The organism is Kibdelosporangium banguiense (assembly GCF_017876405.1).
Lineage (GTDB): Bacteria > Actinomycetota > Actinomycetes > Mycobacteriales > Pseudonocardiaceae > Kibdelosporangium > Kibdelosporangium banguiense.
This window is the reverse complement of sequence record NZ_JAGINW010000001.1, coordinates 3403358-3429435: the sequence shown is the minus strand read 5'-3', so window position 1 is coordinate 3429435 and position 26078 is coordinate 3403358. Positions and strand designations below refer to the sequence as shown.

29 protein-coding genes are annotated in these 26078 nt (G+C 66.5%); 12 read left to right on the top strand and 17 right to left on the bottom strand.

Going from position 1 to position 26078, the window contains the following annotated elements; translation table 11 throughout:
• Positions 1–9: 9 nt before the first annotated feature.
• The 7 genes from JOF56_RS16375 to JOF56_RS16345 form a co-directional block, all read right to left on the bottom strand.
• Positions 10–729 (bottom strand): ABC transporter permease, encoded by a 720-nt coding sequence (locus JOF56_RS16375; protein ID WP_209638698.1) that lies wholly within the window; start codon positions 727–729, stop codon positions 10–12.
• On the bottom strand, positions 726–1382 hold the full coding sequence (locus tag JOF56_RS16370) for an ABC transporter permease (protein ID WP_209638696.1): 657 nt from the start codon (positions 1380–1382) through the stop codon (positions 726–728). The genes JOF56_RS16375 and JOF56_RS16370 overlap by 4 nt, the downstream gene beginning before the upstream one ends.
• Positions 1379–2467: an ABC transporter ATP-binding protein gene (locus JOF56_RS16365; RefSeq protein WP_209648290.1), complete on the bottom strand. Its 1089-nt coding sequence runs from the start codon at positions 2465–2467 to the stop codon at positions 1379–1381. The genes JOF56_RS16370 and JOF56_RS16365 overlap by 4 nt, the downstream gene beginning before the upstream one ends.
• A gap of 112 nt (positions 2468–2579) precedes the next feature.
• On the bottom strand, positions 2580–5282 hold the full coding sequence (locus JOF56_RS16360; RefSeq protein WP_307855126.1) for a bifunctional diguanylate cyclase/phosphodiesterase: 2703 nt from the start codon (positions 5280–5282) through the stop codon (positions 2580–2582).
• A 313-nt stretch (positions 5283–5595) separates the two neighbouring features.
• Positions 5596–6774 (bottom strand): NAD(P)-dependent malic enzyme, encoded by a 1179-nt coding sequence (locus JOF56_RS16355; protein WP_209638692.1) that lies wholly within the window; start codon positions 6772–6774, stop codon positions 5596–5598.
• Positions 6775–7225: 451 nt separating this feature from the next.
• The gene (locus JOF56_RS16350) at positions 7226–7636 is read right to left on the bottom strand and encodes a type II toxin-antitoxin system VapC family toxin (protein WP_209638691.1); all 411 of its coding nucleotides are present in this window, start codon (positions 7634–7636) and stop codon (positions 7226–7228) included.
• Positions 7633–8328 carry a hypothetical protein gene (locus JOF56_RS16345; RefSeq protein ID WP_209638689.1) on the bottom strand — a complete coding sequence of 232 codons (696 nt, stop codon included), beginning with the start codon at positions 8326–8328 and terminating at the stop codon, positions 7633–7635. Before JOF56_RS16345 ends, JOF56_RS16350 begins: the two co-directional genes overlap by 4 nt.
• Positions 8329–8761: 433 nt before the next feature.
• Here JOF56_RS16345 and rfbC point away from each other — a divergent pair, with 433 nt between their 5' ends.
• Positions 8762–9358 carry a dTDP-4-dehydrorhamnose 3,5-epimerase gene (rfbC, locus tag JOF56_RS16340; RefSeq protein ID WP_209638687.1) on the top strand — a complete coding sequence of 199 codons (597 nt, stop codon included), beginning with the start codon at positions 8762–8764 and terminating at the stop codon, positions 9356–9358.
• Here rfbC and JOF56_RS16335 read toward each other — a convergent pair.
• Positions 9315–9638, bottom strand: a complete 324-nt coding sequence (locus JOF56_RS16335) for a S26 family signal peptidase (protein WP_209638685.1) — start codon at positions 9636–9638, stop codon at positions 9315–9317. The genes rfbC and JOF56_RS16335 overlap by 44 nt on opposite strands.
• A gap of 118 nt (positions 9639–9756) precedes the next feature.
• On the opposite strand from JOF56_RS16335, the gene sodN reads away from it, so the two are divergent.
• Together sodN and JOF56_RS16325 are read left to right on the top strand one after the other, a co-directional pair.
• Positions 9757–10173, top strand: a complete 417-nt coding sequence (gene sodN, locus JOF56_RS16330; protein ID WP_209638683.1) for a superoxide dismutase, Ni — start codon at positions 9757–9759, stop codon at positions 10171–10173.
• Positions 10174–10259: 86 nt separating this feature from the next.
• Complete coding sequence (locus JOF56_RS16325; protein WP_209638681.1) at positions 10260–11126, top strand: SDR family NAD(P)-dependent oxidoreductase; 867 nt, start codon at positions 10260–10262, stop codon at positions 11124–11126.
• Positions 11127–11129: 3 nt separating this feature from the next.
• Here the strand turns inward: JOF56_RS16325 and JOF56_RS16320 are convergent, their stop codons facing one another.
• A complete protein-coding gene (locus JOF56_RS16320) occupies positions 11130–12179 on the bottom strand; it encodes a glycoside hydrolase family 19 protein (RefSeq protein WP_209638679.1) in 1050 nt (349 codons plus the stop codon).
• A gap of 295 nt (positions 12180–12474) precedes the next feature.
• On the opposite strand from JOF56_RS16320, the gene JOF56_RS16315 reads away from it, so the two are divergent.
• Positions 12475–13083, top strand: a complete 609-nt coding sequence (locus tag JOF56_RS16315) for a histidine phosphatase family protein (RefSeq protein ID WP_209638677.1) — start codon at positions 12475–12477, stop codon at positions 13081–13083.
• Between the two features lie 52 nt (positions 13084–13135).
• Positions 13136–13549: a DUF4259 domain-containing protein gene (locus JOF56_RS16310; RefSeq protein WP_209638674.1), complete on the top strand. Its 414-nt coding sequence runs from the start codon at positions 13136–13138 to the stop codon at positions 13547–13549.
• Here JOF56_RS16310 and JOF56_RS16305 read toward each other — a convergent pair.
• The 3 genes from JOF56_RS16305 to JOF56_RS16295 form a co-directional block, all read right to left on the bottom strand.
• The gene (locus JOF56_RS16305; RefSeq protein WP_209638672.1) at positions 13539–14201 is read right to left on the bottom strand and encodes a tRNA-dependent cyclodipeptide synthase; all 663 of its coding nucleotides are present in this window, start codon (positions 14199–14201) and stop codon (positions 13539–13541) included. The two genes, JOF56_RS16310 and JOF56_RS16305, sit on opposite strands and share 11 nt — an antisense overlap.
• Before the next feature lie 125 nt (positions 14202–14326).
• Positions 14327–15064, bottom strand: coding sequence for a S1 family peptidase (locus JOF56_RS16300; protein ID WP_209638670.1), 738 nt, complete (start codon positions 15062–15064; stop codon positions 14327–14329).
• A 108-nt stretch (positions 15065–15172) separates the two neighbouring features.
• A complete protein-coding gene (locus tag JOF56_RS16295; protein ID WP_209638668.1) occupies positions 15173–15571 on the bottom strand; it encodes a hypothetical protein in 399 nt (132 codons plus the stop codon).
• 330 nt (positions 15572–15901) lie between these two features.
• Here JOF56_RS16295 and JOF56_RS16290 point away from each other — a divergent pair, with 330 nt between their 5' ends.
• Positions 15902–16822 carry a diacylglycerol/lipid kinase family protein gene (locus JOF56_RS16290; protein WP_209638666.1) on the top strand — a complete coding sequence of 307 codons (921 nt, stop codon included), beginning with the start codon at positions 15902–15904 and terminating at the stop codon, positions 16820–16822.
• 213 nt (positions 16823–17035) lie between these two features.
• Positions 17036–17290 (top strand): WhiB family transcriptional regulator, encoded by a 255-nt coding sequence (locus JOF56_RS16285; RefSeq protein WP_209638664.1) that lies wholly within the window; start codon positions 17036–17038, stop codon positions 17288–17290.
• 77 nt (positions 17291–17367) lie between these two features.
• On the opposite strand, the gene JOF56_RS16280 is transcribed toward JOF56_RS16285, so the two are convergent.
• The gene (locus JOF56_RS16280) at positions 17368–18876 is read right to left on the bottom strand and encodes a sensor histidine kinase (RefSeq protein WP_209638662.1); all 1509 of its coding nucleotides are present in this window, start codon (positions 18874–18876) and stop codon (positions 17368–17370) included.
• A 154-nt stretch (positions 18877–19030) separates the two neighbouring features.
• Here JOF56_RS16280 and JOF56_RS60690 point away from each other — a divergent pair, with 154 nt between their 5' ends.
• Entirely contained in the window at positions 19031–19105 is a 75-nt protein-coding gene (locus JOF56_RS60690; protein ID WP_372448383.1) for a 50S ribosomal protein bL37, read from the top strand.
• Between the two features lie 43 nt (positions 19106–19148).
• Here JOF56_RS60690 and rsrA read toward each other — a convergent pair whose 3' ends face one another.
• A complete protein-coding gene (gene rsrA / locus JOF56_RS16275; RefSeq protein WP_209638660.1) occupies positions 19149–19463 on the bottom strand; it encodes a mycothiol system anti-sigma-R factor in 315 nt (104 codons plus the stop codon).
• Positions 19460–20077, bottom strand: a complete 618-nt coding sequence (locus JOF56_RS16270; RefSeq protein WP_209648289.1) for a sigma-70 family RNA polymerase sigma factor — start codon at positions 20075–20077, stop codon at positions 19460–19462. The genes rsrA and JOF56_RS16270 overlap by 4 nt, the downstream gene beginning before the upstream one ends.
• A gap of 168 nt (positions 20078–20245) precedes the next feature.
• Between JOF56_RS16270 and ybaK the strand changes: the two genes are divergently transcribed.
• A complete protein-coding gene (ybaK, locus tag JOF56_RS16265; protein WP_209638658.1) occupies positions 20246–20722 on the top strand; it encodes a Cys-tRNA(Pro) deacylase in 477 nt (158 codons plus the stop codon).
• Positions 20723–20900: 178 nt separating this feature from the next.
• Here ybaK and JOF56_RS16260 read toward each other — a convergent pair whose 3' ends face one another.
• The gene (locus tag JOF56_RS16260) at positions 20901–21512 is read right to left on the bottom strand and encodes an alpha/beta hydrolase family protein (RefSeq protein WP_209638656.1); all 612 of its coding nucleotides are present in this window, start codon (positions 21510–21512) and stop codon (positions 20901–20903) included.
• Positions 21509–22264, bottom strand: a complete 756-nt coding sequence (locus tag JOF56_RS16255) for an SOS response-associated peptidase (RefSeq protein ID WP_209638654.1) — start codon at positions 22262–22264, stop codon at positions 21509–21511. Before JOF56_RS16255 ends, JOF56_RS16260 begins: the two co-directional genes overlap by 4 nt.
• A gap of 72 nt (positions 22265–22336) precedes the next feature.
• Between JOF56_RS16255 and aroA the strand changes: the two genes are divergently transcribed.
• The 3 genes from aroA (at position 22337) to JOF56_RS16240 (ending at position 25573) form a co-directional block, all read left to right on the top strand.
• Positions 22337–23602 carry a 3-phosphoshikimate 1-carboxyvinyltransferase gene (gene aroA, locus JOF56_RS16250; RefSeq protein ID WP_209638652.1) on the top strand — a complete coding sequence of 422 codons (1266 nt, stop codon included), beginning with the start codon at positions 22337–22339 and terminating at the stop codon, positions 23600–23602.
• Between the two features lies 1 nt (position 23603).
• Complete coding sequence (gene rsgA, locus JOF56_RS16245) at positions 23604–24644, top strand: ribosome small subunit-dependent GTPase A (RefSeq protein ID WP_209638650.1); 1041 nt, start codon at positions 23604–23606, stop codon at positions 24642–24644.
• Between the two features lie 104 nt (positions 24645–24748).
• Positions 24749–25573 (top strand): SCO4651 family lipoprotein, encoded by an 825-nt coding sequence (locus tag JOF56_RS16240; protein WP_209638648.1) that lies wholly within the window; start codon positions 24749–24751, stop codon positions 25571–25573.
• The last annotated feature ends 505 nt before the right edge of the window (positions 25574–26078 follow it).

The window sequence follows — 26078 nt, the reverse complement described above, 5'->3', positions numbered from 1 at the left end:
TTGATCTCCTCATGCGGTTTCTATTGCTACATCAACGGGCCGGACTTTGCGGTCACGACGCCGGGTCGGGTTGCGGCGCAGGCCGCGCGAGACGACAAGCCACTGCAGACCGATCAGCAGCCCTTCGACGACCAGCGCGAGGGCGGCGATGACGTACGTGCCACCGAGCGCCTGCGAGAAGTCACGGATGTACAGACCGTCGATCACGTACCGGCCAAGCCCGCCGAGCGAGACGTAGGCCGCGATCGTCGCCGTGGCAAGGACTTGCAGCGCGGCCGCACGCACACCGCCCAGGATCAAAGGCAAAGCGTTGGGCAGCTCGACGCTCCACAGGATGCGCCCCTCGCGCATGCCCATACCGCGGGCAGCGTCCACAACGGAACGGTCGACGTTGCGGATTCCCGCGTACGTGCCCGCCAGGATCGGTGGAATAGCCAGCACGATCAGCGCGAGGGTGACCGGCAGCAGGCCGATCCCCATCAGTAGCACCAGCAGGATCAGCAGGCCGAGCTCGGGGATCGCGCGCAGGCCGTTGACCGCGCCGACCAGGATCCCGGCTTTGCCGGTGTGCCCGATCAGCGCGCCGATCGGAACCGCGATCACCAGGCCCAGCAGGACCGCGAGCCCGGTGTAGCCGAGATGTTCCAGGATCCGCGTGGGAATGCCGGTCGAGCCGGACCACTGCGCGGGTTCGAAGAGCCATGCGAAGGCGTTGCCGAAGTTGTTCATTTCGAGGCCTCCACTTGCTGCCCGGCCCTGGCCCACGGCGTCAGCACGCGGCCGATCAGCAACAGCAGGCCGTCGAAGATCATCGCGAGCAGGAAGATCAGCACGATCGCAGCGATGATCTCGTCGTAGTTGCCCACTGCGAACCCGTCGGTGAACAGTGCACCCAGTTGCGGCACACCGAGAATCGCCGCGACGCTGGTCAGGCTGATGTTGGAGACCGTGGCCACGCGCAGGCCCGCGATCAGCACTGGCACCGCCAACGGCAGCTCCACGCCGAAGAACCGGCGGACCGGCTTGTAACCCATCGCGTTCGCCGCCGCGATCACCTGCGGCGGGACCGCGAGGAGCGCGTCTGAGACGGAGCGGACCAGCAGCGCGACGGTGTAGATGGTCAGCGCGACGATCACGTTGATCTGGTCGAGAATCCTGGTTCCCAGCAGGGGCGGCAGGACCAGGAACAGCACCAGCGACGGGATCGTGTACAGGATGCTGGCCGCGGGCACCAGGATCGCCCTGGCCACCGGCGAGCGGCTGGCCACCCAGCCGAGCGGCACCGAGATGACCAGCCCGAGCAGTACCGGGATCAGCGAGATCACCAGGTGCGAACCGGTGAGCTCGACGATCCGGTCGATGTTGTTGCCGACCCAGTTCATGCCTGGGCCGATCGCGAATGGTTCTCGATCAGATCGAGCACCTTGCGCGCGGAGATCACACCGAGGTATTTGCCGTCCTCGTCGACCACGACACCACAACTGGTCGGCGAGGACAGTGCCGAATCCAGCGCACCTCGCAACGGGGTTCCTGTTGTGTACAAAGAACCGCCCGCCACCAAGGAATCCGGCGTCAAGTCACCGTCCACAGTGGCTCCTGGCGGCAGCCAGCCGCACGGACGGCCCTCCGCGTCGAGCACGAGCACCCAGTCGGCGGCGCCGGAAAACGGTTTGCCGATCGTCGCCGTGGCCGTCTGGTCGATCTCGACACCTTCGGAGCCCACAAAAGACAGTCCACGATAACCGCGGTCCCGGCCGACGAAGCCGGAAACGAACTCGTCCGCGGGCGTCCGCAGCACCTCGGCAGGCGTGCCGTACTGCGCCAGCACACCGCCTTTGCGGAACACAGCGACCTTTTCGCCGATCCGGACGGCTTCGTCGATGTCGTGGGTGACGAACACGATCGTCTTGTCCAGTTCGTCCTGCAGGCGCAGCAACTCCTTCTGCAGATCCTCGCGGACCACCGGGTCCACGGCGCTGAACGGCTCGTCCATCAGCAGGATCGGCGGATCGGCGGCGAGCGCCCGCGCGACGCCCACACGCTGCTGCTGCCCGCCGGAGAGCTGGACCGGGTACCGCTTGCCCATCTCCGGGGCCAGGCCGACGGTCTCCAGCAACTCGGCGGCCCTGGCGCGGGCTTTCTTCTTGTCCCATCCGGACAGCAGCGGCACTGTCGCCACGTTGTCCAGCACAGTGCGATGCGGGAACAGCCCCGCCTGCTGGATCACGTACCCGATGCCGCGGCGCAGCGACGCGGGCTCGGAGTCCCGGATGTCCTTGCCGTCGATCAGGATGGTGCCCGAGCTCGCCTCGATCATGCGGTTGACCATCCGCAGTGAGGTGGTCTTGCCGCAGCCGGACGGCCCGACGAACACCGTGATCGTGCCCGCCTGCACGGTCAGGTTCAGCTTGTCCACCGCGATGGTCCCGTCTGGGTACTGCTTGGTCACGTCCCGGAACTCGATCACCGGGGCCCCTGTCGTCGCGGGCAGCCCCTCGCCGGCCACCTCAAGTCTCAAAGACCCTATCCCGGGGCACCGACAACGGCACGGAATTCCAGCATATGGCCAGCGTGGAGCCCTACTTGGGCACGTGCAGCGGCCCCAGGCCCAGCAACGCCCGGAACGCCTCGGCAGGCACGGCGCGCGACATCAACCAGCCCTGATAGGCGTCCACACCGATGTCCCGCAACATCGAGAACTGGGTAGCCGTCTCGACACCTTCGGCCACACAACTGCGGCCCATCGCACGGGCCAAATCGACCACCGCACGCGCAACGGCGAAATCCGACTCGTCGGTGCCGATCCCGGCCACGAACCTTCGGTCCACCTTGATGATCTGCGCAGGCAGGTCCTTCAGCCTGGCCAAAGAGGAGTATCCGGTGCCGAAGTCGTCCACAGCGAACCGGACGCCCCGGCTGACCAGATCGGCCATCGCGGTCCGGCTGCGCGACGGCAGATCCACGAAGCTCGTCTCCACGAGCTCGAGCACGACTCGTTCCCATTCCACACCGGAACCCGCGATCGCGGTCGCCACCACGTCGACGAACTCCGGGTCGCCGGGCACCAGGCCGGCCAGGTTGATCGCCACCGACACCTGGCGGCCGTCCACCACCGGCCAGGTCTTGGCCTCCTGCAACGCCGTCCGCAACACCCACCGGTCCAGGTCACGCAGCAGGTCGCCCTGTTCGGCGACCGGCAGGAACTGGCCCGGGGTGAGTAAGCCCCGGTCCGGGTGCGGCCAGCGCACCAGCGCCTCGGCCGACAGGATCGCCCCGTCCACCCCGACGACCGGCTGATAGTGCAGTTCGAGACCGTCGTTGCCCAACGCCTCGCGCAACTGGCCTTCCAGCACCATCTGGCTGTCCGCGGACGCGATCAGTGCCGCGTTGGCGAGCGAAACCCGCCCGGCACCACGTCTTTTCGCCTCGAACATGGCCGCGTCGGCGAACCGCAGCAAGTCCGCGCCCGTCGTCTCCGGGCACGTCGGCACGGCCGCGCCGACCGACGCCGAGACCCGCAAAAGCTGATCCCGCACCGGAACCGCGGTCCGGAACAGGTGCGCGACCTTGTTGGCCAGCTCGTCGACACCACCGACCTTGGTCTGGTCACGACAGATCACCACGTACTCGTCACCGGACATCCGCGCGGCCGTACAGCCGTCAGGCAAACCGTCCTCAAGCCGCCGGGCGAGCGCGATCAACAGCTCGTCGCCGGCGTCGTGGCCAAGGGAATCGTTTACTCGCTTGAAGTTGTCGACGTCGCAGAACAGCAGGGCGACATCCTTCGCGTCCGGCCCGGTGAGCAGCTCGGCCAACAGCTCGTTCACCGCGGCCCGGCCCGGCAGGCCGGTGAGATCGTCATGGGTGGCCTGGTGGCGCAGCAACTCCGCGGCCCGCAGGCGTTCGGTCACGTCCTGGAACACCACAAGCCAGAAGCGACGGCCGTCATCGGCCACCGACGAGACGACGTTGAGTTCGCAGTACACCGGCTCACCGGCGGCGGTCATCAGAACTCGCTGGCCGGCCTCCAGCCGGGCCGCCGGATCATGGTCCGGGTGCGTCAGCCGCTCCGCGGTCATGCCCCGCAACCGTTCCAGGTCCATACCGAGCAACCTGCACAGCGCGTCGTTCGCGTCCACCAGGCGTTCACCCGCGTCGAACAGGCCGATCCCGACCGGGGTGATCGCCACCAGATCGGTGAACCGCTGGCTGGAGCGTTGCATCCGGCTCTCGGTCGACCGCTGCTCGGTGACGTCCTGTGCGGTGCCGACCATCACCGGACCGTCCTTGCGCCCGGCGAAAGAGGCCCCGCGGCAGCGGAATACACGCACTGACCCGTCAGGACGGACGATCCGGTATTCGCAGACCACCGGATCGCCGTTCTCCGCGAGCTGGCGCCAGGTCCGGTCCACCCAGGCCCGGTCATCCGGATGCACGAATTCGAGGTAGCCGTCGTACGTCATGCTCGTTCGCGGCTCGACGCCGAACAACTCATAGAGCATCGTCGACCAGACACAGTCGCCGGTTGCGGTGTTCCACGCCCATGTGCCGAGCAACGCGACGCGCTGGGCGTCCTCGAACAGTCTGCGGTCCAGGCCGCGCTGACGGTCCGGCACGCGCAGGTTGGTGATGTCCTGGACGACGCCACGGACCCGGTACACAGCGCCCTCATCGTCGAACACCGGCTGCGCGCGGACCGAGAAGACCCGGTCGCTCTCACGTTCCCGCAGTTCCAGCTCGATCGGCTCGTCCTCACGAGCCTCCATCAGCCGTTCCCGGAACTCCACCACCGTGGGCAGGTCCTCCGGGTGCGTGCGAAACAGCAGCTGCGCTTCGGCGTCGTCACCGTCCAGGGAAGCACCGAGCAGGTCGTACAGCGTCTCGGAGTAGTACGTCCGGCCTTCGGCGACTTCGTGGACGAAGCTGCCGAGCCGGGACACGCGCTGCGCCTCGATCAATTCGTCGGCGCCGAAGCGGCCGTTGACCGCAGGCGCGAAAACAACCGTGGCCGGGCCGCCGTCATCGTGCAGGCGCAGAGCTGTGACCTCGACAGATGTGCCGTCAGGGCGCAGGACGCGCTGACCGGCCGTGTCCTCGGCGAGCAGGCCGGCCAGTGACTGGCCGATCAGCTCCTCCGGCGAATGGACCCCGGCCAGCGTGGCCGCACCCAGATTCGCCTGCACCACCAATCCGTCCGAACACCGGACCCAGCCCGCCTCCGCCGGCAGCGAATCGGTCACCGATTCACGCGCCGGCCCCGCAGGCTCGACCAGTTCGGCCACGGTGCCACCCTTCCCGCGCCTCAACTCGGGCGGGCCGAGCGCCATCCTGGATACGTACCTCCCGCCGCGCGATCAGGCTACCGCAGTGTTGGATTGTCCTCGCTCCGCTCGGACAGGCTTGATCGCCAAAGTCGGCCATTTCCACCCCGCCCCACGCGACCGACATCTTTCGCTGTGCTTCTCCCAGCCTGGCTGGGGCGATGTCGGGCGTGTTGCGAGGCGCAAATGACCAACGCGATCAAGCCAGCCGTGAGCAGGCCGAAGCGCCGCCAGTGCTTGTCTGGCGGCGCTTCAAGCCCGATATTGGCAACGCTCAGGCAACGCCGTCCTTGACCGCAGCGGCGGCCACGGCTTGTGCCACCTCCGGGGCAACACGGGGGTCCAACGCGCTCGGCATGATGTGGTCGGCGTCGAGCTCGTCGGTCGCGCAGGCGGCGATCGCCTCGGCCGCGGCCAGCTTCATGTTCTCGGTGATCCGCCGGGCGCCCGCGTCCAGGGCGCCGCGGAAGATCCCCGGGAAGGCCGAGACGTTGTTGATCTGGTTCGGGAAGTCGCTGCGGCCGGTGGCCACCACGGCGGCGTGCCTGCGCGCGATGTCCGGGTGGATCTCGGGGTCCGGATTGGACAGTGCGAACACGATGGCCTGCGGGGCCATCGAGGCGATCAGCTCCTCGGGGACCTGCGAGGAGGACAGGCCGATGAAGACATCCGCGCCCCGCAACGCGTCCGCGATACCGCCGCGCAGGCCTCTGGCGTTGGTGATCTCCGCAAGCTCGGCCTTGTAGGCGTTCAGGCCGTCCCGGCCGGGGTGGATGATCCCGCGCGAGTCCAGCAGGGTGACCTCACCGACGCCGGCCGCGATCAGGATCTTCGCGCACGCGATGCCCGACGAGCCCGCGCCCGCGATGACCACTCGCATCTGGTCGATCGGCTTGCCGGTCACCGTTGCGGCGCCACGCAGCGCGGCGAGCACGACCACGGCGGTGCCGTGCTGGTCATCGTGCATGACCGGGCAGTCCAGCGCCTCGATCAGCTTGGCTTCCAGCTCGAAACAGCGCGGTGCGGAGACGTCCTCAAGGTTCACCGCGCCGAACGACGGGCGCAGGCGGACCAGGGTCTCGACGATCTCGTCCACATCGGTCGTGTTGAGCACCAGCGGGATGGAGTTGAGCCCGCCGAAAGTCTTGAACAGCGCGGACTTGCCCTCCATCACGGGCAGGCTGGCCGACGCGCCGATGTCACCGAGACCCAGCACCGCGGTGCCATCACTGACAACCGCGACCAAGCGGTGGGTCCAGGTGTAGAGAGCGGCGGCCTTCGGGTCCTCGGCGATGGCGCGGCTGACCTTGGCGACACCCGGGGTGTAGGCGATGGCCAGCGCGCGCGGATCGGAGATCGGCCTGGGAACACCGATGTCGAGCTTGCCGCCCTCGTGCGCGCGAAAGATCTCGTCGTCGGTCACCGGCTTGGCCAGGTCTTCAGTTGCAGTCACAGGAGGCGTCCTCAAAGTGCGTGCTTGGGTGGGGGAAACGGCGCCGGTATACCCGGCGCGGTGGCACCGGATGTCGAGCGGCGTCGACCGCCCGGCCGCACCCGCCGCTTGGTTTGACGGGGCAACCGCGGACGCTGCGGTTCAGACAGCCTCGCACATCCACACAGCAGTGTCTGCGGTGGGGATCACAGTTTCCCCCATGATTTCCGCATGTCAGACCCAATTTTCGCAAGACGTCCGTCCGGTTTGTACACAAGACCGCAGGCAAGCGCCTTCACAATCGGTCAAGAGAAGCCGAACACGTCGGCGAACAAGAAAGCGCCGCCTCCAGCCGGGCTCCCCGGCACGAGCCCTGCGACTCGGCGTAGTCCCCCGAAGCTCACTCCAGCACCCCAGAGCCGCTGCGGTCATGGCCGATTCCTGGCCACGAGCGTTGACGGCGTCGGCCACCTCATGGCTGGACGAGTTGCAGGCCCGGCATCATCTGGAAGTGACGAACATTATTCGTCATCAGCGGGGCACCGTAGAACACGGCCGTCGTGCAGATCCATAGATCGTTTGTGTTCTGCGCCTGCCCCAGGGCATGCCCGGCTTTGCGCGCCTCAGTTTTCAGTTTCCCCCACAGCGCGGCCATATCCGGAGTGTATGGAGCCACCACGTAGGGCCGGATGGCAGCTTTTAGTTGCGAGATCTTCTTCTGACCCCAGTTCGCGCTGATCGCGCCGAAATGTGCCTCCGCTATGGAGATGAACGACAGGGTCGGAGTCGCGCCACGCAAGGAGTTCAGGTAGGAGGGCGAGATCTTCCGGCCCTGCCAAAGACAGGAGAAGACATCCGTGTCGACAACTATGAAGTTGCTCATTCGTCACCACGCGCCGCACGGAGCGCGGCTAGAAACTCGTCGAAGTCCTCGATGGGGGCACCGCGAAGCTGTTCAGGATCATGTAGCGGCCGCACGCCCTGCTCGGCGGCCAGATCCTCAAGCGTGCGCGACTGGGAGGTCTCGATGGCGGTCAACTCCACCAGGTGCAGCACTCTGACGGTTCCGTCGGACTGCAGCTCGGCCGAGCCGCTCGCCATCACCAGTTGTTCCAGCTGATTGAAGACGTCCTCCTTCAGATCGATGTCGAAATCGCACCACACACTTCCCAGCGTCGTGTCGATCCGGCATTTCAGGGACAGCGGTTCGAAATCGCCCATATGCAAGCGACCCACGATGGTCGTCTGACTCGCGGTGTTGAGTTTCTGGATCTGCCGGAGTTGGGACCGGACGCGACTGTCGAGGGTGAACAGCACGGTCTCCCCGACGCTGAACTCGATCCGGGTCAGGCCTCTTCGGCCAATGCCGCCACACAGCGTCGCGAGTCCGTTGAGAACCAGCGGCGTGAAGTGCGTGCCCAGTTCTTCGGCCGGCTTCTCTCCGGTCTGCTGTATGTGTTCGATTCCTGTGACTAGCGTGTCGAATGAGGCGTCCAGCAGGTTGTCGAGTGTTGACGTTTCTGCTGGTAATAGTCGCATCACGGCAGAGCCACCACTGAAGCCCGCGAAATCCATCCGGACGGCTTCAGCGATATCCGACGGCCGTCTGCCGGCCCGAGCGCGGACACCAGAGATGGACAAGGCGATACGTTCCAGAGTGGCTTGGAGATTCGACGCGATGCGCGCGAGCTCGCTGAGGGGGATGCGCGCGCCCGAGGTAGCAGGACCGACTGCTCTGACAGTCAGCCCTTCGTCAAGCGATCTGTTCATTCTCCCCTCCTTCCCTCCGAAGTGCCTGCCCCTCCAGCGTAGTGACCGGGGAATGGACGGAAAGCGTTCCTTGATCGTGTCACCCGACTGCGCTACATGGAAACCTTTGTGCCACGGGCAAGGGACACTGGCGGGTGAGCTCCAGCCTCAAGGTCACGATGAGTAGCGCACCCGGCTCAGCCGTCTGGCCGCCTACGGCCTGGCTGTGGGGCAAACGCGGAGTTCTAGGCTGATGGGCATGCAGGTACGTGAGATGTCGATTGCGGGTGTCTTCGAGTTCTCTCCGCAACTGTTCGGCGACAGCCGCGGCCTGTTCGCGGCGCCGTTCCAGGACGAGGTGTTCGCCAAGGCGGTGGGGCACCCGTTGCGGCTGGGCCAGACGAATCACAGCGTTTCCAAGCGCGGCACCATCCGCGGCGTGCACTTCGCCGACACCCCGCCGGGGCAGGCGAAGTACGTGTACTGCCCGCGCGGCTCGCTGATGGACATCGTGGTGGACGTCCGCGTGGGGTCGCCGACCTTCGGGCAGTGGGAAGCGGTCACCCTCGACTCCCGCGACTACCGCGCGCTCTACATCCCCGAAGGCCTCGGTCACGCCTTCGTGGCGCTGGAAGACGACACAGCCATGAGCTACTTCTGTTCAACTGGCTACAACCCGTCCGGTGAACACGGCATCACCCCGATGGACGAGTCCCTGCGGCTGCCCTGGCCCACCGACATCGACCCGATCCTCTCGGAGAAGGACACCAAAGCGCCCACCCTGGCCGAAGCCGAGGCCGCGGGCCTGCTGCCTACGTACGAGGCATGCCTGGCCCACTACGCGACGCTGCTCTGATCGGCCAGATCACCACCCCAAGCACCTCGGCCATGCCGAGCTGGTTCGAGTCCGTCGACGCCAGCTGGTTGTCCCCGACCACGAAGTACCCCGGCCGGGCAACCCGCTTGATCGACAGCTGACCCGGCCGACTCGCCCACCGCACCAGCACGACGTCTCCCACACGCGCCCGAGCCGATCTCCGCACAAGTACGGTCGCGCCGTCCCTCAGCGTCGGCGCCATCGACGGCCCGCGCACAGTCACCCGCCGTATCGGCCAGCGGCCCAAGGGATGGTTCATTCGATCACCTCCGCCTGCCGCCGCCCATCCGCGCGAGTAAGGTCCCCATTGTCGGAGCATCCGTAATCAGAAGCGCGCCGAGGTGCGGATATCTCGGTGCTATTGCCAGGGAGGCACCATGCGACTCTCGTCGCGGATCAGGGCTTTCGTGCGCCCGCGGCTGGAGGCAACCGCGCACTGCGACCTGCCGTGTGGCGTATATGACCCCGCCCAGGCCAGGATCGAGGCCGAGTCGGTCAAGGCCATCCAGGAGAAGTACCAGGGCAACGAGGACCCGGAGTTCCGCTCCCGGGCCATCCTGATCAAGGAGCAGCGCTCCGAGCTGGTCAAGCACCACCTGTGGGTGCTGTGGACCGACTACTTCAAGCAGCCGCACTTCGACAAGTACCCCGAGCTGCACACGCTGTTCAACAAGGCCACCAAGGCCGCGGGCGCCGCCGGCGCCAAGGGCAGCATGGACCCGGCCAAGGGCCAGGAACTGCTCGACCTGATCGCCGAGATTGACAAGATCTTCTGGGAGACCAAGCAGGGCTGAGGTCAGTTGACCTGAAACGGCGCTCACCGGTGAGGTGGGCGCCGTTTCGCGTTCGGGGCCGGTCTTGGCGTGGTTAGGCTGCCGGTATGGAGCAGGGCGGGACCGTGCTGGTCACTGGGGGAAATGCCGGTATTGGGTACTTTGTTGCTGAGCAGCTTGCCGGGGCGGGGGCGTCGGTTGTTCTGGGGAGCCGGAATCCGGGGAAGGCTGATGCGGCGATCGGGGTGATCCGGGAGCGTGTGCCCGGGGCCGATGTGCGGAAGGTACGGCTTGATCTTGCCGATTTGGGGTCGGTGAAGGCCGCGGCGGATGAGGTGGGGGTTGTGGGCGCGGTTGTTCACAACGCGGGGATGTTCGGCGCGGGAACGCGTAAGACCACCGCGGATGGCAACGAAGTCATGTTCGCGACCAATCATCTTGGGCACTTCGCGCTTACTCATTGGCTGAAGCTTGCGGAGAACGGCCGGGTTGTCGTCACGGGGAGTCTGATGGCCCGCAGTGCCCGGCTGGATTTCGATGATCTTCAGACTGAGCGGAACTACAAGACCATGCGGGCGTATGCACGGTCGAAGCTCGCGCAGATGGTGTTCGGGTTTGAGCTTGATCGACGGTTGCGGGCTGCCGGCAGCACAGTCAGGTGCGTCGTGACCCATCCAGGTGGGGCGCTTGATTCGCTCACACCGAACAGGCCCGCGGTGGCGACCGGACATTCAGCGTGGGCGTCGCCGGCAAAGGTTTTGCTGCAGGGTAAGGATTCTGGCGCATGGCCTGCCGTCAGGGCCGTGCTTGATCCTGGAGTGGAGGGCGGGCAGTTGCTGGGGCCGCGGGGCCTGTTCTCGACGAGAGGCAAGCCGAAGACCGAGAGTCCGCGCCCGCACTTCGTCGATCCGGCGGACGCGAAGAAGCTCTGGGACGCAAGTGCGCGGCTCACGGGCGTCGATCCGCTCGCATAGCGATCAGCAGTAGAGGTTCGGGCCTGCCGGGACACCGAGGATGCCGACGAACCGGGTGTAGTTGTTCACTCGGCTTTGGACCTGGGCCGGATTGCGGCCGTCGCATTCGAGCGAGCCGTTGATGCTGCGAATGGTCTGACCGAAGCCCGCACCGGTCACCATCGCGTTGTGGCCGGTCATGGTGCCGGGGCCGGTCTGGGTGTTCCAGTACCAGAGACCTGTCTTCCAGGCCACGGCCGCGTCGTTCTGCACCAGCCATGGGTTGGTCAGCAGGGGAAGGCCGAGGGCATTGCCGGCCGCGTTGTAGTTGAAGTTCCAGCTCAGCTGGATCGGGCCACGGCCGTAGTACGCCGCCTGGCCGGCAGGGCAGCCGTAGGGCTGGCTTGCGTCGCAGTAGTGCGGGTAGTTGGCCTCGTTCTGTTCGACGATGTGGACCAGGCCGCCGGTTTCGTGGTGCACGTTCGCGAGGAAGGCCGCGGCTTCCTGCTTCTGGACCGTGTCACTGCCGGTCTTGGCGAAGCCTGGGTACGCGCTCATCGCCGCCACGAGGCCGCTGTATGTGTAGAAGCTATTGCGGCCCGGGAACATCTGGTTGAACTGGGCCTCGGTCACGACGAAGTCGCCAGACGGAGGCGGGTTGGTGCCGCAGGTGTACGGCTCCCAGAACCAGGTGCTGATCACGGGGTCGTAGCCGGGGTTGTCGTGCTCGGCGATGTAGAACTTGCCGTCGGTGTATTGCACGATGTCACCTGTGACATAGGCCTTGCCGGCCTGCCAGTTCGGGTAGTCGCAGCCGGGGCCTGGCGGTGCTCCGCCACAGGCTCCCTGGTCGGCCCAGACGGCCGCGGAGCCGGGGGTTTCGTTCTGGGTCCACCATTTCGCGGACCAGTTGTGACCATTGTGGGACGCGGTCATGCCATTGGTGTAAACCTGGGTGGCGCTCCATGCGGAGACACACGCGGGAGCGGCCGATGATGTACCAGGCGAGAAGATCGCCATGGCGCCGACGGCCGCGAACGCGGCCACGGCCGCCACAAGGCGGCGTAGGGACACTGGTTAACTCCTTAGGCAGGGTAAGAGTTTTCGCGCCTGTGTCACGTGACTCCGGCCACTAAACCGCAATTGGTCTACACCAGTCAACTGTCACCCGAAAGGATTGGGCGGCGGCTGTGGCGGGCACCCTGGATCATGCTGTTACAGCTGGTATGGGCGTTTGTCGCGGCGTTGAGCAGAGCGCGCCGCCGGAAAGCAGGCAAGTCTTTACAGGACAAGCGTTTTGTAAAGAGTACGACGCAGCTCACATCTCAAACGCACCGCGCGTAGCGGTGCCCGAACCTACGATCGGCGGGTGACAGTCGAAACAGGGTCGGCGCTGTACATCCTTCGGCACGGCGAGACCGAATGGTCCGCGAGCGGCCAGCACACTGGCGTCACCGACATCCCCCTCACCGCGACAGGTGAGCAGCAGGCGAGGCGCGCCGGTCTGGTGATCAGCGCCCTGCGCGGCAGCGCTGTGCCGCCGTACCGCGTGTTCACGAGCCCTCGCGAACGCGCCGTGCGTACGGCCGAGCTTGCTGGGTTCACCGTCGACGAGAAGGCCGAAGAGCTCGCCGAGTGGAACTACGGCGACTACGAAGGCCTGACCACGTCCCAGATCCGCGAGCAGGTGCCTGGCTGGACGGTCTGGACGGACCCCATCCCGGGCGGCGAGGAGGCCAAGGAGGTCAGCGACCGTGCTGACACCCTGCTGGCCCGGGTCCGTGAGCTGCTGCCGTGCGGTGACGTGGTTCTGGTCGGGCACGGGCACTTCAGCCGGGTGCTGATCGCACGCTGGCTCGACCAGCCCGCCACCCAGGGTGTCCACTTCGGACTCGATCCGGCCGGTACCGCGGTGCTCGACTACGAGCGCGGCGAGCCCCGGGTCGGACGGCTGAACATACCGCCGCTGGACCTCTGAACCTGCCGAGTAGGTTTGCCGCGCACGATCATCACACGCGAGGAGCAAACCTATGGGCGCATGGGACGTGGGGCCTTTCGACAACGACGCGGCAGCCGACTTCGCGGGGGACCTGACCGACGCGTCGCCGGACGACAGACCGCAGTTGATCCGCGAGGCCCTCACCACCGCCGCCGACAACACCGAGTATCTGGACAACTCGGATGCGTGCGCGGCGATCGCCGCCGCGGCCATTGTCGCGTCGCAGCAACCCGATGGCCCGGAGGTGGATTCGGTCTACGGGCCGGATTTCCTGACCGACGGCGGCAGCATCGACCTGCCGGAGGACTTCGTCGAACTCGCGGTACGGGCGATCGCACGCGTCCTGGACGAGGAGTCCGAGTGGCGTGATCTCTGGGACGACGCCGACAGCCTGGACGACGCCATCGCCGCGCTGGAGCCGATCCGAGCGGCGCTCAACCGTTAGTTCGCACCATGAGATAGCCCTGGTTGGCTGAAGGGGCCAGCCAACCAGGACCGGTCTGCAGCACGTCGGCGAACGCGAGCACGCGGTGGTACGCGCACAGCGACTCGGGCACGCCCAGGATCGACGGGGTGTCCATGCCGATCGGGAGTTCGTTCAGGAAGTACGCACTCGCCGTGATCACCTGCTGCTCGGTCGGCGTCTCGCCGCGGTGCCGGAGGTAGGCGCGGGATACCGCCAGACAGGACGCCCGGAATCGCTCATCATCGTCGAAGGCCGTGCGGACCAGATCGCGCAGTTTCAGGTATCCCGGATTCCGTTCCAGGTCCGACCAGCCCAGCAACATGCCGTCCGGATCGCCGGCGCCCACGTCAGCCAGCGCTCGATGCACCCGGCTGCGGACCCGACGGGCCTCCTGCTCGACCTTGACGGCCGCTCTCTGCGGCGAGTACCCCACTGCGGCCAGCGTGTGGATGCTCGGCGTGTCGGCGATCAGGAAGTGCACGGAGTCGAAGCGCACCAACGCCCACGCGGCCAGCTCGAGCAGCCGGGCCTGCGAGAAGAAGCTGTTGAACAGACTGACTCCGAAGAGCATGTGCCGCCCACCGGCCAGCAGCCGCTGGCAGTTGGGCGACGCGGCGACCGCCTCACACATGCGCTCCACAATGGACCAAAGCCGGTCGCGGCGGGAGTCCCCGAACGGGTTGACAATCCGGTTCGGACACCGGAAAACGGGCCCGGGCTTGGATCCCCGGGCCCGCTTCACTCAATCAGTTGATCTCAGACGCCCGCGTTGGCCTGAATCCACGGGCGGTAGCGGGTGACGTTGGTGTACGCGGTGCGGGTGGAACGGTCGCTTGTGGACGCGACACCGACCTGATAGCCGGAGGCGGAGAACATCGGGCCACCGGAGTCGCCACCGGCGGTGATGCCGTTGACCCGGGTGCCGCACACCGCGATGCCACCGCGGTAGTCACTGCAGCCCACCGATGTGACCCGCACAGTGGCGACCTTCAGCCGCTGCGACTGGCAGTTGATCTCGGGCTGGCCGGTGCAGGTCGCACCCCAGCCGTAGACCTGCGCGTTCTGGCCGGTCGCCACGTTCGCCGTGGTCCCCAGCGGCGAGTAGGTGCCGCTGTAGGACTGGGTCAGCGGCACGATCGCGAGATCGGCCGACGGGTGGCGGACGATCTGGTTGGTGATGCCGGTACGCATCTGGCCGCCGGAGGTCTGGTCCAGGCTGCCGATCCGGAAGGTGTAGGTGGCAGTCCTGTTGCTGACGCAGTGTTCCGCGGTCAGGATGTAGGTCGGCGCGATGATCGTGGCCGTGCAGTTCTGCTGGCCGTTGACGAACAACCGTGCTGCCCAGGGGGCGTTGGTGGCATAACCGCCACCAATGATCATCGGCGTGACGTCCGACGGCTCCCCGGCGGGAGCGGCGGAGGCCGCGGGCGCGGCAATGCCCATCACAGCCAGGGTCACACCGGCGACGGACATGCCAAAACGCGCGAACTTCATGGAGATCACTCGATTCCGCGGCGGTCGGCCGCTTGCAGGGTGGAATCAGGGACCCGTTCAGAGTCGCCCGTTCGAGTGAGTCCATGTACCCGTCAAAAGTCGGGTTTGTTACTTGGTGTCTTCCTCGCGGTAACCGTCCGCCCAGAGCCGCGACGGCGCACGGAACAACAGGACGAGCGCGGACACGCACAGCACGGCGATCGGAACACCGAACAACGGCTGGCTGGACGGGCCGATGGCGTACCAGGACACGCCCAGCAGCAGGATCTGGATGGCGGTGGCCGGGCCGCGCGCCCAGCGCTTGCCCAGCAGCAGGCCGATGCCGCAGGCCAGGACGCCGCCGAAGATCACGATGAAGTAGCCGGCCTCGCCATAGATGTTCATCCCCGGCCGGGAGCTGCCGCCGATCAGCAGGATCACCGCGAACGCGATGCCGGCCAGCCCTTCGAGGCCGACGAGGACGCCGGCTGCCTTGACCGTGCCCGGCACGGAGGTGTTGGTGGTCACAGAAACTTCCTGGTAGCGGCCGGTTTGTGACTTTCGGTACGTGGTAACCGATCGTATGCCACCCGTACGGCCGGTCCCATCCGGCGCCGGTTCGCGCGATGATCTACACACTGTGAAAGGGCCGGAGCCGGCCCTTGACCAGAGTGTCGTCGTCGAGCGGATTGGTCGTCCGGGTGCACTCGTCACGACAGTCGCGTCCTCAGGATGGTGTTGGGACGAAGGGAGCGCCATTACTGGCCGCCACGACCTGACTCGGGCGGGTTAACCCATGCCCCTCGATCGATACCCGTGCTGGGCAGGTCTGCCTACGCACTGTTTTACCCTGCAGTCATGCGCGCAGTACTGGTAGTCAACCCACAGGCCACGGCGACCACGCCGGCCGGCCGGGATGTGCTCGCGCACGCCCTGGCCAGCGAGGTCAAGCTGGACGTCATCGAGACCGACTACCGGGGCCACGCCATGACCGCGGCCGCCAAAGCCGCCGAAGAGGGCGTCGACCTGGTCGTCGCGCACGGTGGCGACGGCACGGTGAACGAGGTCGTCAACGGCCTGCTGTCCGGCGGCAGTCACGCACCGATGCTCGGTGTTGTGCCAGGTGGGTCGGCAAATGTCTTCGCGCGGGCGCTGGGCCTGCCGCGTGACCCGGTCGAGGCGACCGGCGTGTTGCTCAAGGCGATCGAGGACGGCACGAGCCGCCGGGTCGGGCTGGGCAGGGCTTCCTGGGACACCGGCAGCCGATTTTTCACATTCAACGCGGGAGTCGGCTGGGATGCCGACGTTGTGGCATGGGTGGACCGCAAGCGCGGCAAGCAGACCAGCCCCGCGCTCTACGCCAGAGCGGCTGCGGCCTGCTATTTCAAGCCCGCGCACGGCCAGCCGCGGCTGCAGATCGAGATCCCCGGCGAGCAACCGCACCAGGGCATGCGCCTGGCGTTCGTGTCGAACACCGATCCCTGGTCCTACCTGGGCGACCGCCCGGTCCACCTCAACGCGGGCTGCACGTTCGACGGCGATCTGGGCCTGTATTCGTTGAGCACCCTGCGGTTGCCGACAGTTTTGCGAGCACTGCGCCAGGCTGTGTCCAAGCGGGGAAACCAGCACGGCGGGAAGCTTTTGCGGCGTGACGACGTTGGCATCATCAGAGTCACCGCGGAGGAGCCTGTGCGCCTGCAGGTGGACGGTGACCTGGTCGGCGAGCGTACGAACGTCGAGTTCACGTCGGTTCCGAAGGCACTTGTGGTTGCCGTCTGACCGATTGGGTACTTGAGATACCGGGTGTGTGATGCGAGGTCACACTACGTCCGGAGATACGTCGTGACGTCGATCTTTCGGGTGAGTTCACTCACCGGCCACAGAAGACCTCTTGACATCCGGCCAGTTCGTGAAAGCATTCACAAGCACCCCGACGACCGAAATGAACGACGACTGGCGCGCCGAAGCGCGCCTGGCAAGGAGCTAGGAACAATGGACTGGCGCCACCGCGCGGCCTGCCGTGACGAGGACCCTGAGCTGTTCTTCCCCGTTGGAAACAGCGGTCCTGCGCTCCTGCAGATAGCCGAAGCGAAGGGCGTTTGCCACCGCTGCCCCGTGACCTCCTCGTGCCTGTCCTGGGCCCTCGAAAGTGGCCAGGACGCAGGCGTATGGGGCGGGATGAGTGAGGACGAGCGACGCGCACTCAAGCGGCGCAACGCTCGGACCCGGGCGCGCAGCAACGCCTGAGGCTCTGCATAAACCCGCGCAATACAAGCGCCCAAGGGCCCGGTACCGATGACCTCGGTACCGGGCCCTTGGGTTATTCAACGCCTATGCGACAACGGGACCCGAAGTACCGCTTCGGTACCGCGGGTTTCTCGCCTCCGAAGCGACAATGAGCCGCGCAATTCGGACTCGACAAGGGTCCGCACGATCTGCAGACCGAGACCATCGGTACGTTCCAGCGAGAAACCGCGTGGCAGACCTTTGCCGTCGTCGGAGATCACCACGTCCAGCCAACGCGCCGAACGGTTCGCCGAGATGGTGACCTCGCCGCCCTGACCGCCCGGATATGCATGCTCTATCGCATTCTGGGCAAGTTCCGCGAGAACCATGACAAGCGGGGTCGCCAGCTCCGCGGACACGATGCCGAACTGCCCGCCGCGCCGGACCTTCACATGCGACTCGGCCACCGCGACGTCGCCTACGACCGGGATCACCTTGTCCAGCAAGGTGTCCAGATCGACCCGTTCGTCGACCGACATGGACAGTGTCTCGTGCACCATCGCGATCGCGGCGACCCTGCGCACGGACTCGGCCAAGGCCTCCTTGGCCTCGGCACTGTTGGTACGCCGGGACTGCAGGCGCAGCAACGCCGCCACGGTCTGCAGGTTGTTCTTCACCCGATGGTGGATCTCGCGGATCGTGGCGTCCTTGGACAGCAGTGCCCGATCGCGGCGCTTGACTTCGGTGACATCACGGACAAGCACCAACGCGCCGGCCGGAGTGTCCAACGGCCGCAACGGAAGCGCCCGGAACAACACCGCGGCACCGCGCCGCGACTCCACTTCGGTCCGCATACTCGGCTGGCCATCGATCGCGGCGAGCATGCGCTGCGCGATTTCGGTGGCGTCGAACGGGTCCGCGATCAGCGACCGGGTCAGCGGCGCGAGCCGTACTCCGACCAGATCGGCGGCGTGCCCCATCCGATGGTATGCCGACAAGGCATTCGGGCTCGCGAAGATAACGGTTCCGTTGGCATCCACACGGATCAGGCCATCACCGACGCGTGGGCTCGTGTGGACATCAGCCGTCGGTTCGACGCTCGGAAACGTGCCGTCCGCGACCATCTGGCACAGATCGCCGGCACTGCCGAGATACGCGATCTCCAACGGCGACGGCACGCGCGGGACCGCGAGGTTCGTCTCCCGGGACAGCACACCGACGACTTCGCCGTCGAAGACGACCGGGATCGTCTCACGTCGCACCGGCACGCCGAGGTACCAGTACGGGTCCTCTTCCCGGCAGATCCGCCGTTCGACCACGGCCCGTCGTAGCTGAGGGTGATCGGCGACCTTGATGAACGTGCCGACGACATCCTCGGGATGCGCTGTCGGTGCCGTGGTCGGGCGAGCGTGCGCGACGCAGAGGAACTCGCCGCCGAGCTTGTCGTTGTCACCGTCCGGGTGCTCGACGTACGGCACCCAGAGCAGGAAATCGGCGAACGACAGGTCGGACAGCAGCTGCCACTCGGCAACGACCTTCTGCAGGTGATCGACGGCACCACCAGGCAGTCCGGTGTGCTCCGCCAGCAGGTCAGCGAGAGTGGACACGGGTCTCCCTTGCAGTAGTCAGTGCCGGCCCGATCCAACCACGGTCCGTGCCGGTCCCCGGCACCTGTCACAATGGCAGGACGAAGGACCATCGCATCCGCCAAGAGCTGGACACACTTGCTCCGGCGAGGATCGCAAGCAGTAGGAGACTGGCATGTCGAAGCGCGCCCGTAAGCGTCGCGATCGTAAAAAGGGTGGGGCGAACCACGGAAACCGCCCGAACAGCTGAATACGAAACGGCCCCGGAACTTCTCCGGGGCCGTTGTCATGTCTCAAGGCGTCTTGCGGATCTCGACCTGTGCCTGCGTCACCTCGAAGGCGACACCGCCCTGCTCGACGACTGTCTTGCGGATCGTGGCCCGCAGCCGCTCCTTCAGGGCCTCCGGAGCGTGCTCGCCGCCGCACTTCTTGGCCAGCAACTCCTTGAGGTGCTCGTCGATGCCGTACTCCGCCAGGCATGGGCTGCACTCGTCAAGATGCTGTTTGAGCAGCGCCTTACGGTTGCCGTCGCACTCGTTGTCCAGGAAGAGCCACACCTCGGCCAGTACTTCCGAGCAGTCCGTCTCGTGGTGGTCACCGCAGCTCACGACCCCGCCACCTCCGCCCGCACGAATCCCCGCTCTTTGGCGACGTCGGCCAGCATGTCGCGGAGCTGACGGCGCCCGCGATGCAGCCTCGACATCACGGTCCCGATCGGGGTACCCATGATCTCGGCGATCTCCTTGTAGGCGAATCCCTCGACGTCCGCGAGGTAGACGGCCAGCCTGAACTCCTCCGGCAGCCGTTGCAAGGCCTGCTTGACGTCGTCGTCCGGCAGGTTGTCCATGGCCTCGACCTCAGCCGAGCGAAGGCCGCTCGACGTGTGGCTCTCGGCCTGAGCCAGCTGCCAGTCCGTGATCTCGTCGGTCGGCTGCTGCAGCGGCTGGCGCTGCCGCTTGCGGTAGCCGTTGATGTAGGTGTTGGTGAGAATCCGGTACAGCCACGCCTTGAGGTTCGTACCCGCGGAGAACGACTCGAACGCAGCGAACGCCTTCAAGTACGTCTCCTGCACCAGGTCCTCGGCGTCGGACGGGTTGCGCGTCATCCGCAACGCGGCCGAGTACAGCTGGTCCAGCATGGGCATGGCATCCCGCTCGAACCGGGCCGCCCGTTCCTGGGCGCTCTCCGGCTCCTTGCTCACCTGGGTCTCGGTGCCCGGCACCGCACTCCTCTCCCACCGACCGGCAGTCGTCCCGGTCGCTCGCGACTTCATCAACGATACGCGGCGTGTGGTCAGCCGGCTGGGCGCCTTCGGCGGGGCGATCTCGGTCAGCACGTCCGGATCAACACTGACGAAGGGCGGCACATTCCCAGCCGTAAGCTGCACCACATGGCGGGCAAGGGAACCCCGGGCACAGCACTGCTGACCAAGCAGAAGGTGCCGCACACTCTGCACTCGTACGACCACGACCCCAGGGCCGCCTCATACGGCCTGGAGGCGGCGGAAGCTTTGGGCCTCGCTCCCGAGCGTGTGTTCAAGACGCTGCTGGCAGAGGTGGACGGGTCTCTTACCGTCGGGATCGTGCCCGTGACGGCTCAGCTCGACCTCAAGGCTCTGGCCGCCGCGGTCAACGGCAAGAAGGCTCGTATGGCGGATGTGGCGGATGCTGAGCGGGCTACGGGATACGTTGCCGGTGGAATTTCTCCGCTGGGGCAACGCAAGCGTTTGCCTACCGTGGTGGATAGTTCTGTTCTCGAGTTTTCCACTTTGTTCTGCTCCGCCGGGCGGCGTGGCCTGGAAGTCGAACTCGACCCAGCCGACCTCATCCGGCTGACCGGCGCCATCGTCGCCGAGATCGCGGCCTAGCTGGGCGTTTCCGTACGAACGGCCCACTCGTACATCCAGTTGTCCACAGTCCGCCCGCTTGACCCTTGTTGACCATGCTCCCCCGATAGACTGGACCAGGGCCGCCCCCCGGGATGGGTGGGGGCATCTCTTCTTGTGCCGGGGCGGGTTTTGACTGGTGAAGCCTGATATCGGGTATCTAGTCCAGGGGGCGGAGGACTCGGGAGAGCCAGTCCTGGACTGTTTGGGATATGCCCTTGGCGTCGGCTTTCAGGCTGTGGTCGCCGGCGAGGAGGACCACTTCGCGGTGGTGGGCCGGTTCTGGGCGGCCGAAGGTGTCTTTTTCGCCTTGGACGACCAGGACTGGGACGTCGACTCCGCTGAGTTCCGGGAGGCGGGTCTTTTCGGGCTTGCCGGGTGGGTGCAGGGGGAAGGCCAGGCACAGCACTGCGACGGCCTCGCCTTCGGTTGCGGTTCGGCAGGCGACGCGGGCGCCGGAGGAACGGCCTCCGAAGACGAGTGGGAGGTCCGCGAACCAGCGTTCTGACAAGTCGTCCGCGACTGCGAGCCAGGCTTCGTCGAGTTGACCTGCTGGGGCGGGGGCGCGGCGACCGGCCACTCTGTATGGCTGTTCGACCAGGGCGACGTGGACGCCGGCGGCTGTGGCGCCGCGGGTGGCGGCGACCAGGTCCGGGGCTCCGATGCCGCCGCCTGCGCCGTGGCCCAGGAGCAGGGCCGCGCGGCCTTCGGGGGCGCAGTGGAGTTCCGCGCGGGCGGGCCCGCGGGGGGTGGCTATCCGCGCGGTTGTCATCGGCCCAGGTCGAACAGGGCGGATTCGTCCTGTTCCGGCACGGGATCCATCAGTTCTGGACCGTTGTTCTTGACGCTGTTCACCGCTGGGGAGACCGGGCGCAGTTCGAGCGCGGCCAGGAAATCCTCAGAGGGCGGTTTGATCAGGGCCGCCGGGTCCGTCGAGTCCGGGTCGAGCCAGGCGTTCCAGGCGTCCGGGGGCAACAGGACGGGCATCCGGTCGTGGATCTCGGCGATCTGGGCGACCGCCGGCATCGTCAGCACGGAGCACGTCACGAGCGGTGGACTTTCCGGCTTCTCCTTGTCGTGCCAGACGGTCCACAGGCCGGCCATGGCGATGCTCAGGCCGTCCTTGCGGGTGGTGAAGAACGGCTGCTTGACCTTGCCGTCGCGCTGCCATTCGTACCAGCCGTCGGCGGGCATGATGCATCGCCGTTTTGTCCATGAGGTGCGGAACGCGGGTTTCTCGGCCGCGCTCTCCGAGCGGGCGTTGATCATCTTCGCGCCGCTCTTGGGATCCTTGGACCAGGCCGGCACCAGGCCCCACTTCATCACCCGCAGGCTGCGCTCGGTGGTGGACATGTCCGGCTCGCCGTCGTCGTCGCGCGGGTGGCGTTGCACCACCGCCACGACGTGGCGTGTGGGCGCGACGTTGTAGTCCGGGCCTTTGATGGCGTCCTCTGTCGCGTCGACAGCGTCGAATTCCGCCGCGAGGGTCGCGGGGTTCTTGGTGGACGCGTACCTACCGCACAATGTGACAACACCTCCAACAGAATCGTGGCACGTGCGCGCGAGCATGGCGAGTGGATGGGGGATCATCGACGCATGACGCAGCCTTGGCCTGCCCCTGCCGCCGCCGGACCGGTGCGTGCCGCCGTATCGATTCCCGGGTCCAAGTCGATCACCAACCGCGCACTCGTCCTGGCAGCACTGGCCGACAGCCCGTCCGCCGTCCGCGTCCCACTGCGCAGCCGCGACACCAATCTGATGGCCGCTGCACTGCGTTCGCTCGGCGCGGAGATCACCGACGAGAACGAAGACTGGCTGGTCACACCGAACACGCTACGCGGCCCGGCGGACGTCGACTGCGGACTGGCCGGGACGGTCATGCGGTTTGTCCCGCCCGCTGCGGCCATCGCGGCCGGTGAGATCCGTTTCGACGGCGACGAGTACGCCCGCGAGCGTCCGATGGGGACGATCCTGAACGCGTTGCGCGGCCTCGGCGCCGACATCACGGGTGACCGCCTTCCCTTCACGATGCACGGAAAAGGTGCCCTCGCGGGTGGCGAAGTCACCATCGACGCGTCCGCCTCGTCGCAGTTCGTGTCCGGGCTGTTGCTCTCCGGACCTCGTTACGACAAGGGTTTGACGGTCGTGCACGACGGCAAACCGGTTCCGTCCATGCCGCACATCGAGATGACCGTGGACATGCTGCGCGCCGCGGGCGTCGATGTGGACGACTCCGAGCCCAACACGTGGCGTGTCCAGCCGGGTCCGATCCGTGGCCGTGAATGGGTCGTCGAGCCGGATCTGTCCAACGCCACGCCGTTCCTCGCGGCGGCCGCCGTCACCGGTGGCACCGTGACGATCAGCGGCTGGCCGACGTCCACAACCCAGCCCGGCGACGACATCCGCGGGATCCTGCTGGCCATGGGTTGCACGGTCGAGCTGGACGAGAACGGGCTCACGGTGTCCGGACCGGCCAGACTGTCCGGTGTGGACGTTGACCTGCACGAAGTCGGTGAGCTGACGCCGACCATCGCCGCACTGGCGGCACTGGCCGACGGGCAGTCTGTCCTGCGCGGCATCGCGCACCTGCGTGGCCACGAGACAGACCGTCTCGCAGCGTTGGTGAATGAACTGAACGCGCTCGGCGGCGACGCCGAGGAGACCGAGGACGGTCTGATCATCCGGCCGAAACCGCTGCATGGTGGTTCGTGGGGCGCCTACGCCGATCACCGGATGGCCACTGCCGGCGCGATCCTCGGCCTGGTCGTGTCCGGTGTCGAGGTCGACGACATCGCCTGCACCAGCAAGACGATCCCGGACTTCCCCGGGCTGTGGCAGCAGATGCTCGGCGGAGGCCACTGACGTGAGCCCGCGGGACCGGCGCCGCGACTGGAGCAGGCTCGACGAAGCGGACGTGCGTGTACGTCCAGGTCGCGGCACCAGGCCCCGCACCAAACGCCGTCCTGAGCATGCTGACGCGCTCAGCGCGATGGTGGTGGGCAAAGACCGCGGGCGCTGGACGTGCGCCCTCGGCGGAGACCCGAAACAGCTGGTCGTGGCGATGCGGGCGCGTGAACTCGGCCGCACGCCGGTGGTCATCGGCGACAACGTCGACCTGGTCGGCGACACAAGCGGCAAACCGGACACGCTCGCGCGGATCGTCCGTGTGGCCGAACGCACCAGCGTGCTGCGTCGGACCGCCGACGACACGGACCCGTTCGAGCGCGTCGTGGTCGCGAACGCGGAACAGCTGCTGATCGTGGTCGCACTGGCCGACCCGCCGCCGCGGACCGGTTTCATCGACCGTGCCCTGGTCGCGGCCTATGCGGGCGGGCTGGAGCCGGTGCTCTGCCTGACCAAGGCCGACCTGGCCAGCCCGGACGACCTGATCGCCGCGTACGCGGATCTGACCTTGCCGATCCTCGTGACCAGGCAGGACCGTGAGCCCGACGAGGTGCGTGAACGCCTGCACGACCGGGTGTCCGCCCTGGTCGGGCACTCGGGTGTGGGCAAGTCCACACTCGTGAACAAACTCGTGCCGGATGCCGAGCGGGAGACCGGCGTGGTCAGCGCGGTCGGCAAAGGCCGCCACACCTCGGTGACCGCGGTCGCGCTGCCGCTGCCGGACGGCGGCTGGGTGATCGACACGCCCGGTATTCGATCTTTCGGCCTGGCGCATATCTCACCCGACGACATCGTCGCGGCGTTCGACGAATTCGTTGAGGCAGCTGAGGAATGTCCGCCTGGTTGTGGGCATCTGGGCGAACCTGAAGATCCAGACTGCATGCTCGACACGGTTGTCACAGATGGGCACGCGACCAAAGGCAGGCTGGAATCACTGCGCCGGCTGCTGTCGTCACGTGCGGGTATCGACGAGACACAGCGTGAAATCGGTAGCGAATAACTGGAACCTCACGATATACCCCGACGTCCAAGTATTCGGACAACCGCTGATAGTTTGACCTGCGGGCACAGGAATCCGACGCACTAGCTGGGGTAGGACGCAGAATGCGGAAGACAGGATTGGTGGCGGCGAGCCTGGCGCTCGCGCTCAGTTTGACCGCTTGTGGCAGCAAGCAGGCCGGCACGCCGGTGGCCGGGGACGGCACGGGTGGCGGCACCGGTGGCGACAGCGGCCAGAGCAAGACCTTCGACGCACTCGGTCTGGCCGCGGCGATCAACGACAACAGCAAGGCCAAGCAGAGCGCCAAGATCGCGATGACCATGGAAGCCGCTGGTCAGAGCATCAAGGTCGACGGCCAGGTCAAGATGGACGCCAACCCGGCGATGCAGATGACCATGGACATGTCCACCATGAAGATGGAAATGATCCTCATCGACAAGGTGCTCTACATGAAGCTGCCCGCCGGCATGGGCGGCGGCTCGAGCACAAAGCCGTGGGTCAAGATCAGTAAAGATGGTGACGACCCCATCTCCAAGCAGATGGGCACGATGCTCGACAGCATCGACGACAGCTTCGACGTCGGCAAGCAGATGGAGCAGCTCAAGACCGCGGGCACCATCACCAAGCAGGAGAAAGAGACGCTCGACGGCGAGCAGACCACGCACTACTGGATCACCCTCGACATGGCCAAGATGGCCCAGTCCAGCGACCCGAACGTCAAGAAGGCGGCCGAGGACGCGACCAAGGGCGGCCTGGACAAGATGAACATGGAACTCTGGGCCAACTCCGACAACCTGCCGGTCCAGATCACCACCAAGATGGCCGCGATGGGCCAGAACGTCTCCATGAAGATGACCTACAAAGACTGGGGCAAGCCGGTGACCATCACCGCCCCGCCCGCCGACCAGGTCGGCGAGATGCCCCGCTAGCAAGAACCACAGATCAACCCTCGTGAGTGCCCGCACTCACGAGGGTTTTTCATTGCCGGCCCCAGGTCCAACCTGAGTTCTCATCGCGAAGAAGACATGCGACTGGCAGGGCCGTCGGGCGCGTCCTCTCAAGCGTGATCGAAGCCACTCACTGAACTGAAGAGGCCAGCGCCCCAGCCGAAAAGAGCGCCGATCGACGGGGAGAAGGTCCTGGCAGGCGCGGTCAGCACCCCCCGAGCGGGAAGCGAGCCCAGTTGCCGAGACGAAAGGTCCGAGCCCCGGTCAGCGCCCCCGGTCGCAACGGAACCCTGGTTGGCGAGGTGAAGGTCCGGCGGGCCGGGTTGGCGCCCCCTGCCCGGTTGCCGAGCCGAAGTGGAGCGCAAATACGAACCCGCCCAGCCCTTACATAAGTGACAGCCCCCACCCGTCCACTGGGGGGGCGGCCCTGCTCCAGTCTACAAGGGATGGCGGGTGAGCAGGGGTTTTCAAGAGGCGAACCCGTGCG

Bases quoted from the DNA above. Each gene is read 5' to 3' on its own strand.
- JOF56_RS16335 (WP_209638685.1), bottom strand. From the start codon at position 9,638: ATGAACCATCCCTTGGGCCGCTGGCCGATACGGCGGGTGACTGTGCGC.
- JOF56_RS16310 (WP_209638674.1), top strand. From the start codon at position 13,136: ATGGGCGCATGGGACGTGGGGCCTTTCGACAACGACGCGGCAGCCGAC.
- JOF56_RS16375 (WP_209638698.1), bottom strand. From the start codon at position 729: ATGAACAACTTCGGCAACGCCTTCGCATGGCTCTTCGAACCCGCGCAG.
- JOF56_RS16370 (WP_209638696.1), bottom strand. From the start codon at position 1,382: ATGAACTGGGTCGGCAACAACATCGACCGGATCGTCGAGCTCACCGGT.
- aroA (WP_209638652.1), top strand. From the start codon at position 22,337: ATGACGCAGCCTTGGCCTGCCCCTGCCGCCGCCGGACCGGTGCGTGCC.
- JOF56_RS16240 (WP_209638648.1), top strand. From the start codon at position 24,749: ATGCGGAAGACAGGATTGGTGGCGGCGAGCCTGGCGCTCGCGCTCAGT.
- JOF56_RS16285 (WP_209638664.1), top strand. From the start codon at position 17,036: ATGGACTGGCGCCACCGCGCGGCCTGCCGTGACGAGGACCCTGAGCTG.
- JOF56_RS16325 (WP_209638681.1), top strand. From the start codon at position 10,260: ATGGAGCAGGGCGGGACCGTGCTGGTCACTGGGGGAAATGCCGGTATT.
- JOF56_RS16305 (WP_209638672.1), bottom strand. From the start codon at position 14,201: ATGTGTGAGGCGGTCGCCGCGTCGCCCAACTGCCAGCGGCTGCTGGCC.
- JOF56_RS16350 (WP_209638691.1), bottom strand. From the start codon at position 7,636: ATGAGCAACTTCATAGTTGTCGACACGGATGTCTTCTCCTGTCTTTGG.
- JOF56_RS16290 (WP_209638666.1), top strand. From the start codon at position 15,902: ATGCGCGCAGTACTGGTAGTCAACCCACAGGCCACGGCGACCACGCCG.
- sodN (WP_209638683.1), top strand. From the start codon at position 9,757: ATGCGACTCTCGTCGCGGATCAGGGCTTTCGTGCGCCCGCGGCTGGAG.
- JOF56_RS16345 (WP_209638689.1), bottom strand. From the start codon at position 8,328: ATGGATTTCGCGGGCTTCAGTGGTGGCTCTGCCGTGATGCGACTATTA.
- JOF56_RS16300 (WP_209638670.1), bottom strand. From the start codon at position 15,064: ATGAAGTTCGCGCGTTTTGGCATGTCCGTCGCCGGTGTGACCCTGGCT.
- ybaK (WP_209638658.1), top strand. From the start codon at position 20,246: ATGGCGGGCAAGGGAACCCCGGGCACAGCACTGCTGACCAAGCAGAAG.
- JOF56_RS16260 (WP_209638656.1), bottom strand. From the start codon at position 21,512: ATGACAACCGCGCGGATAGCCACCCCCCGCGGGCCCGCCCGCGCGGAA.
- rfbC (WP_209638687.1), top strand. From the start codon at position 8,762: ATGCAGGTACGTGAGATGTCGATTGCGGGTGTCTTCGAGTTCTCTCCG.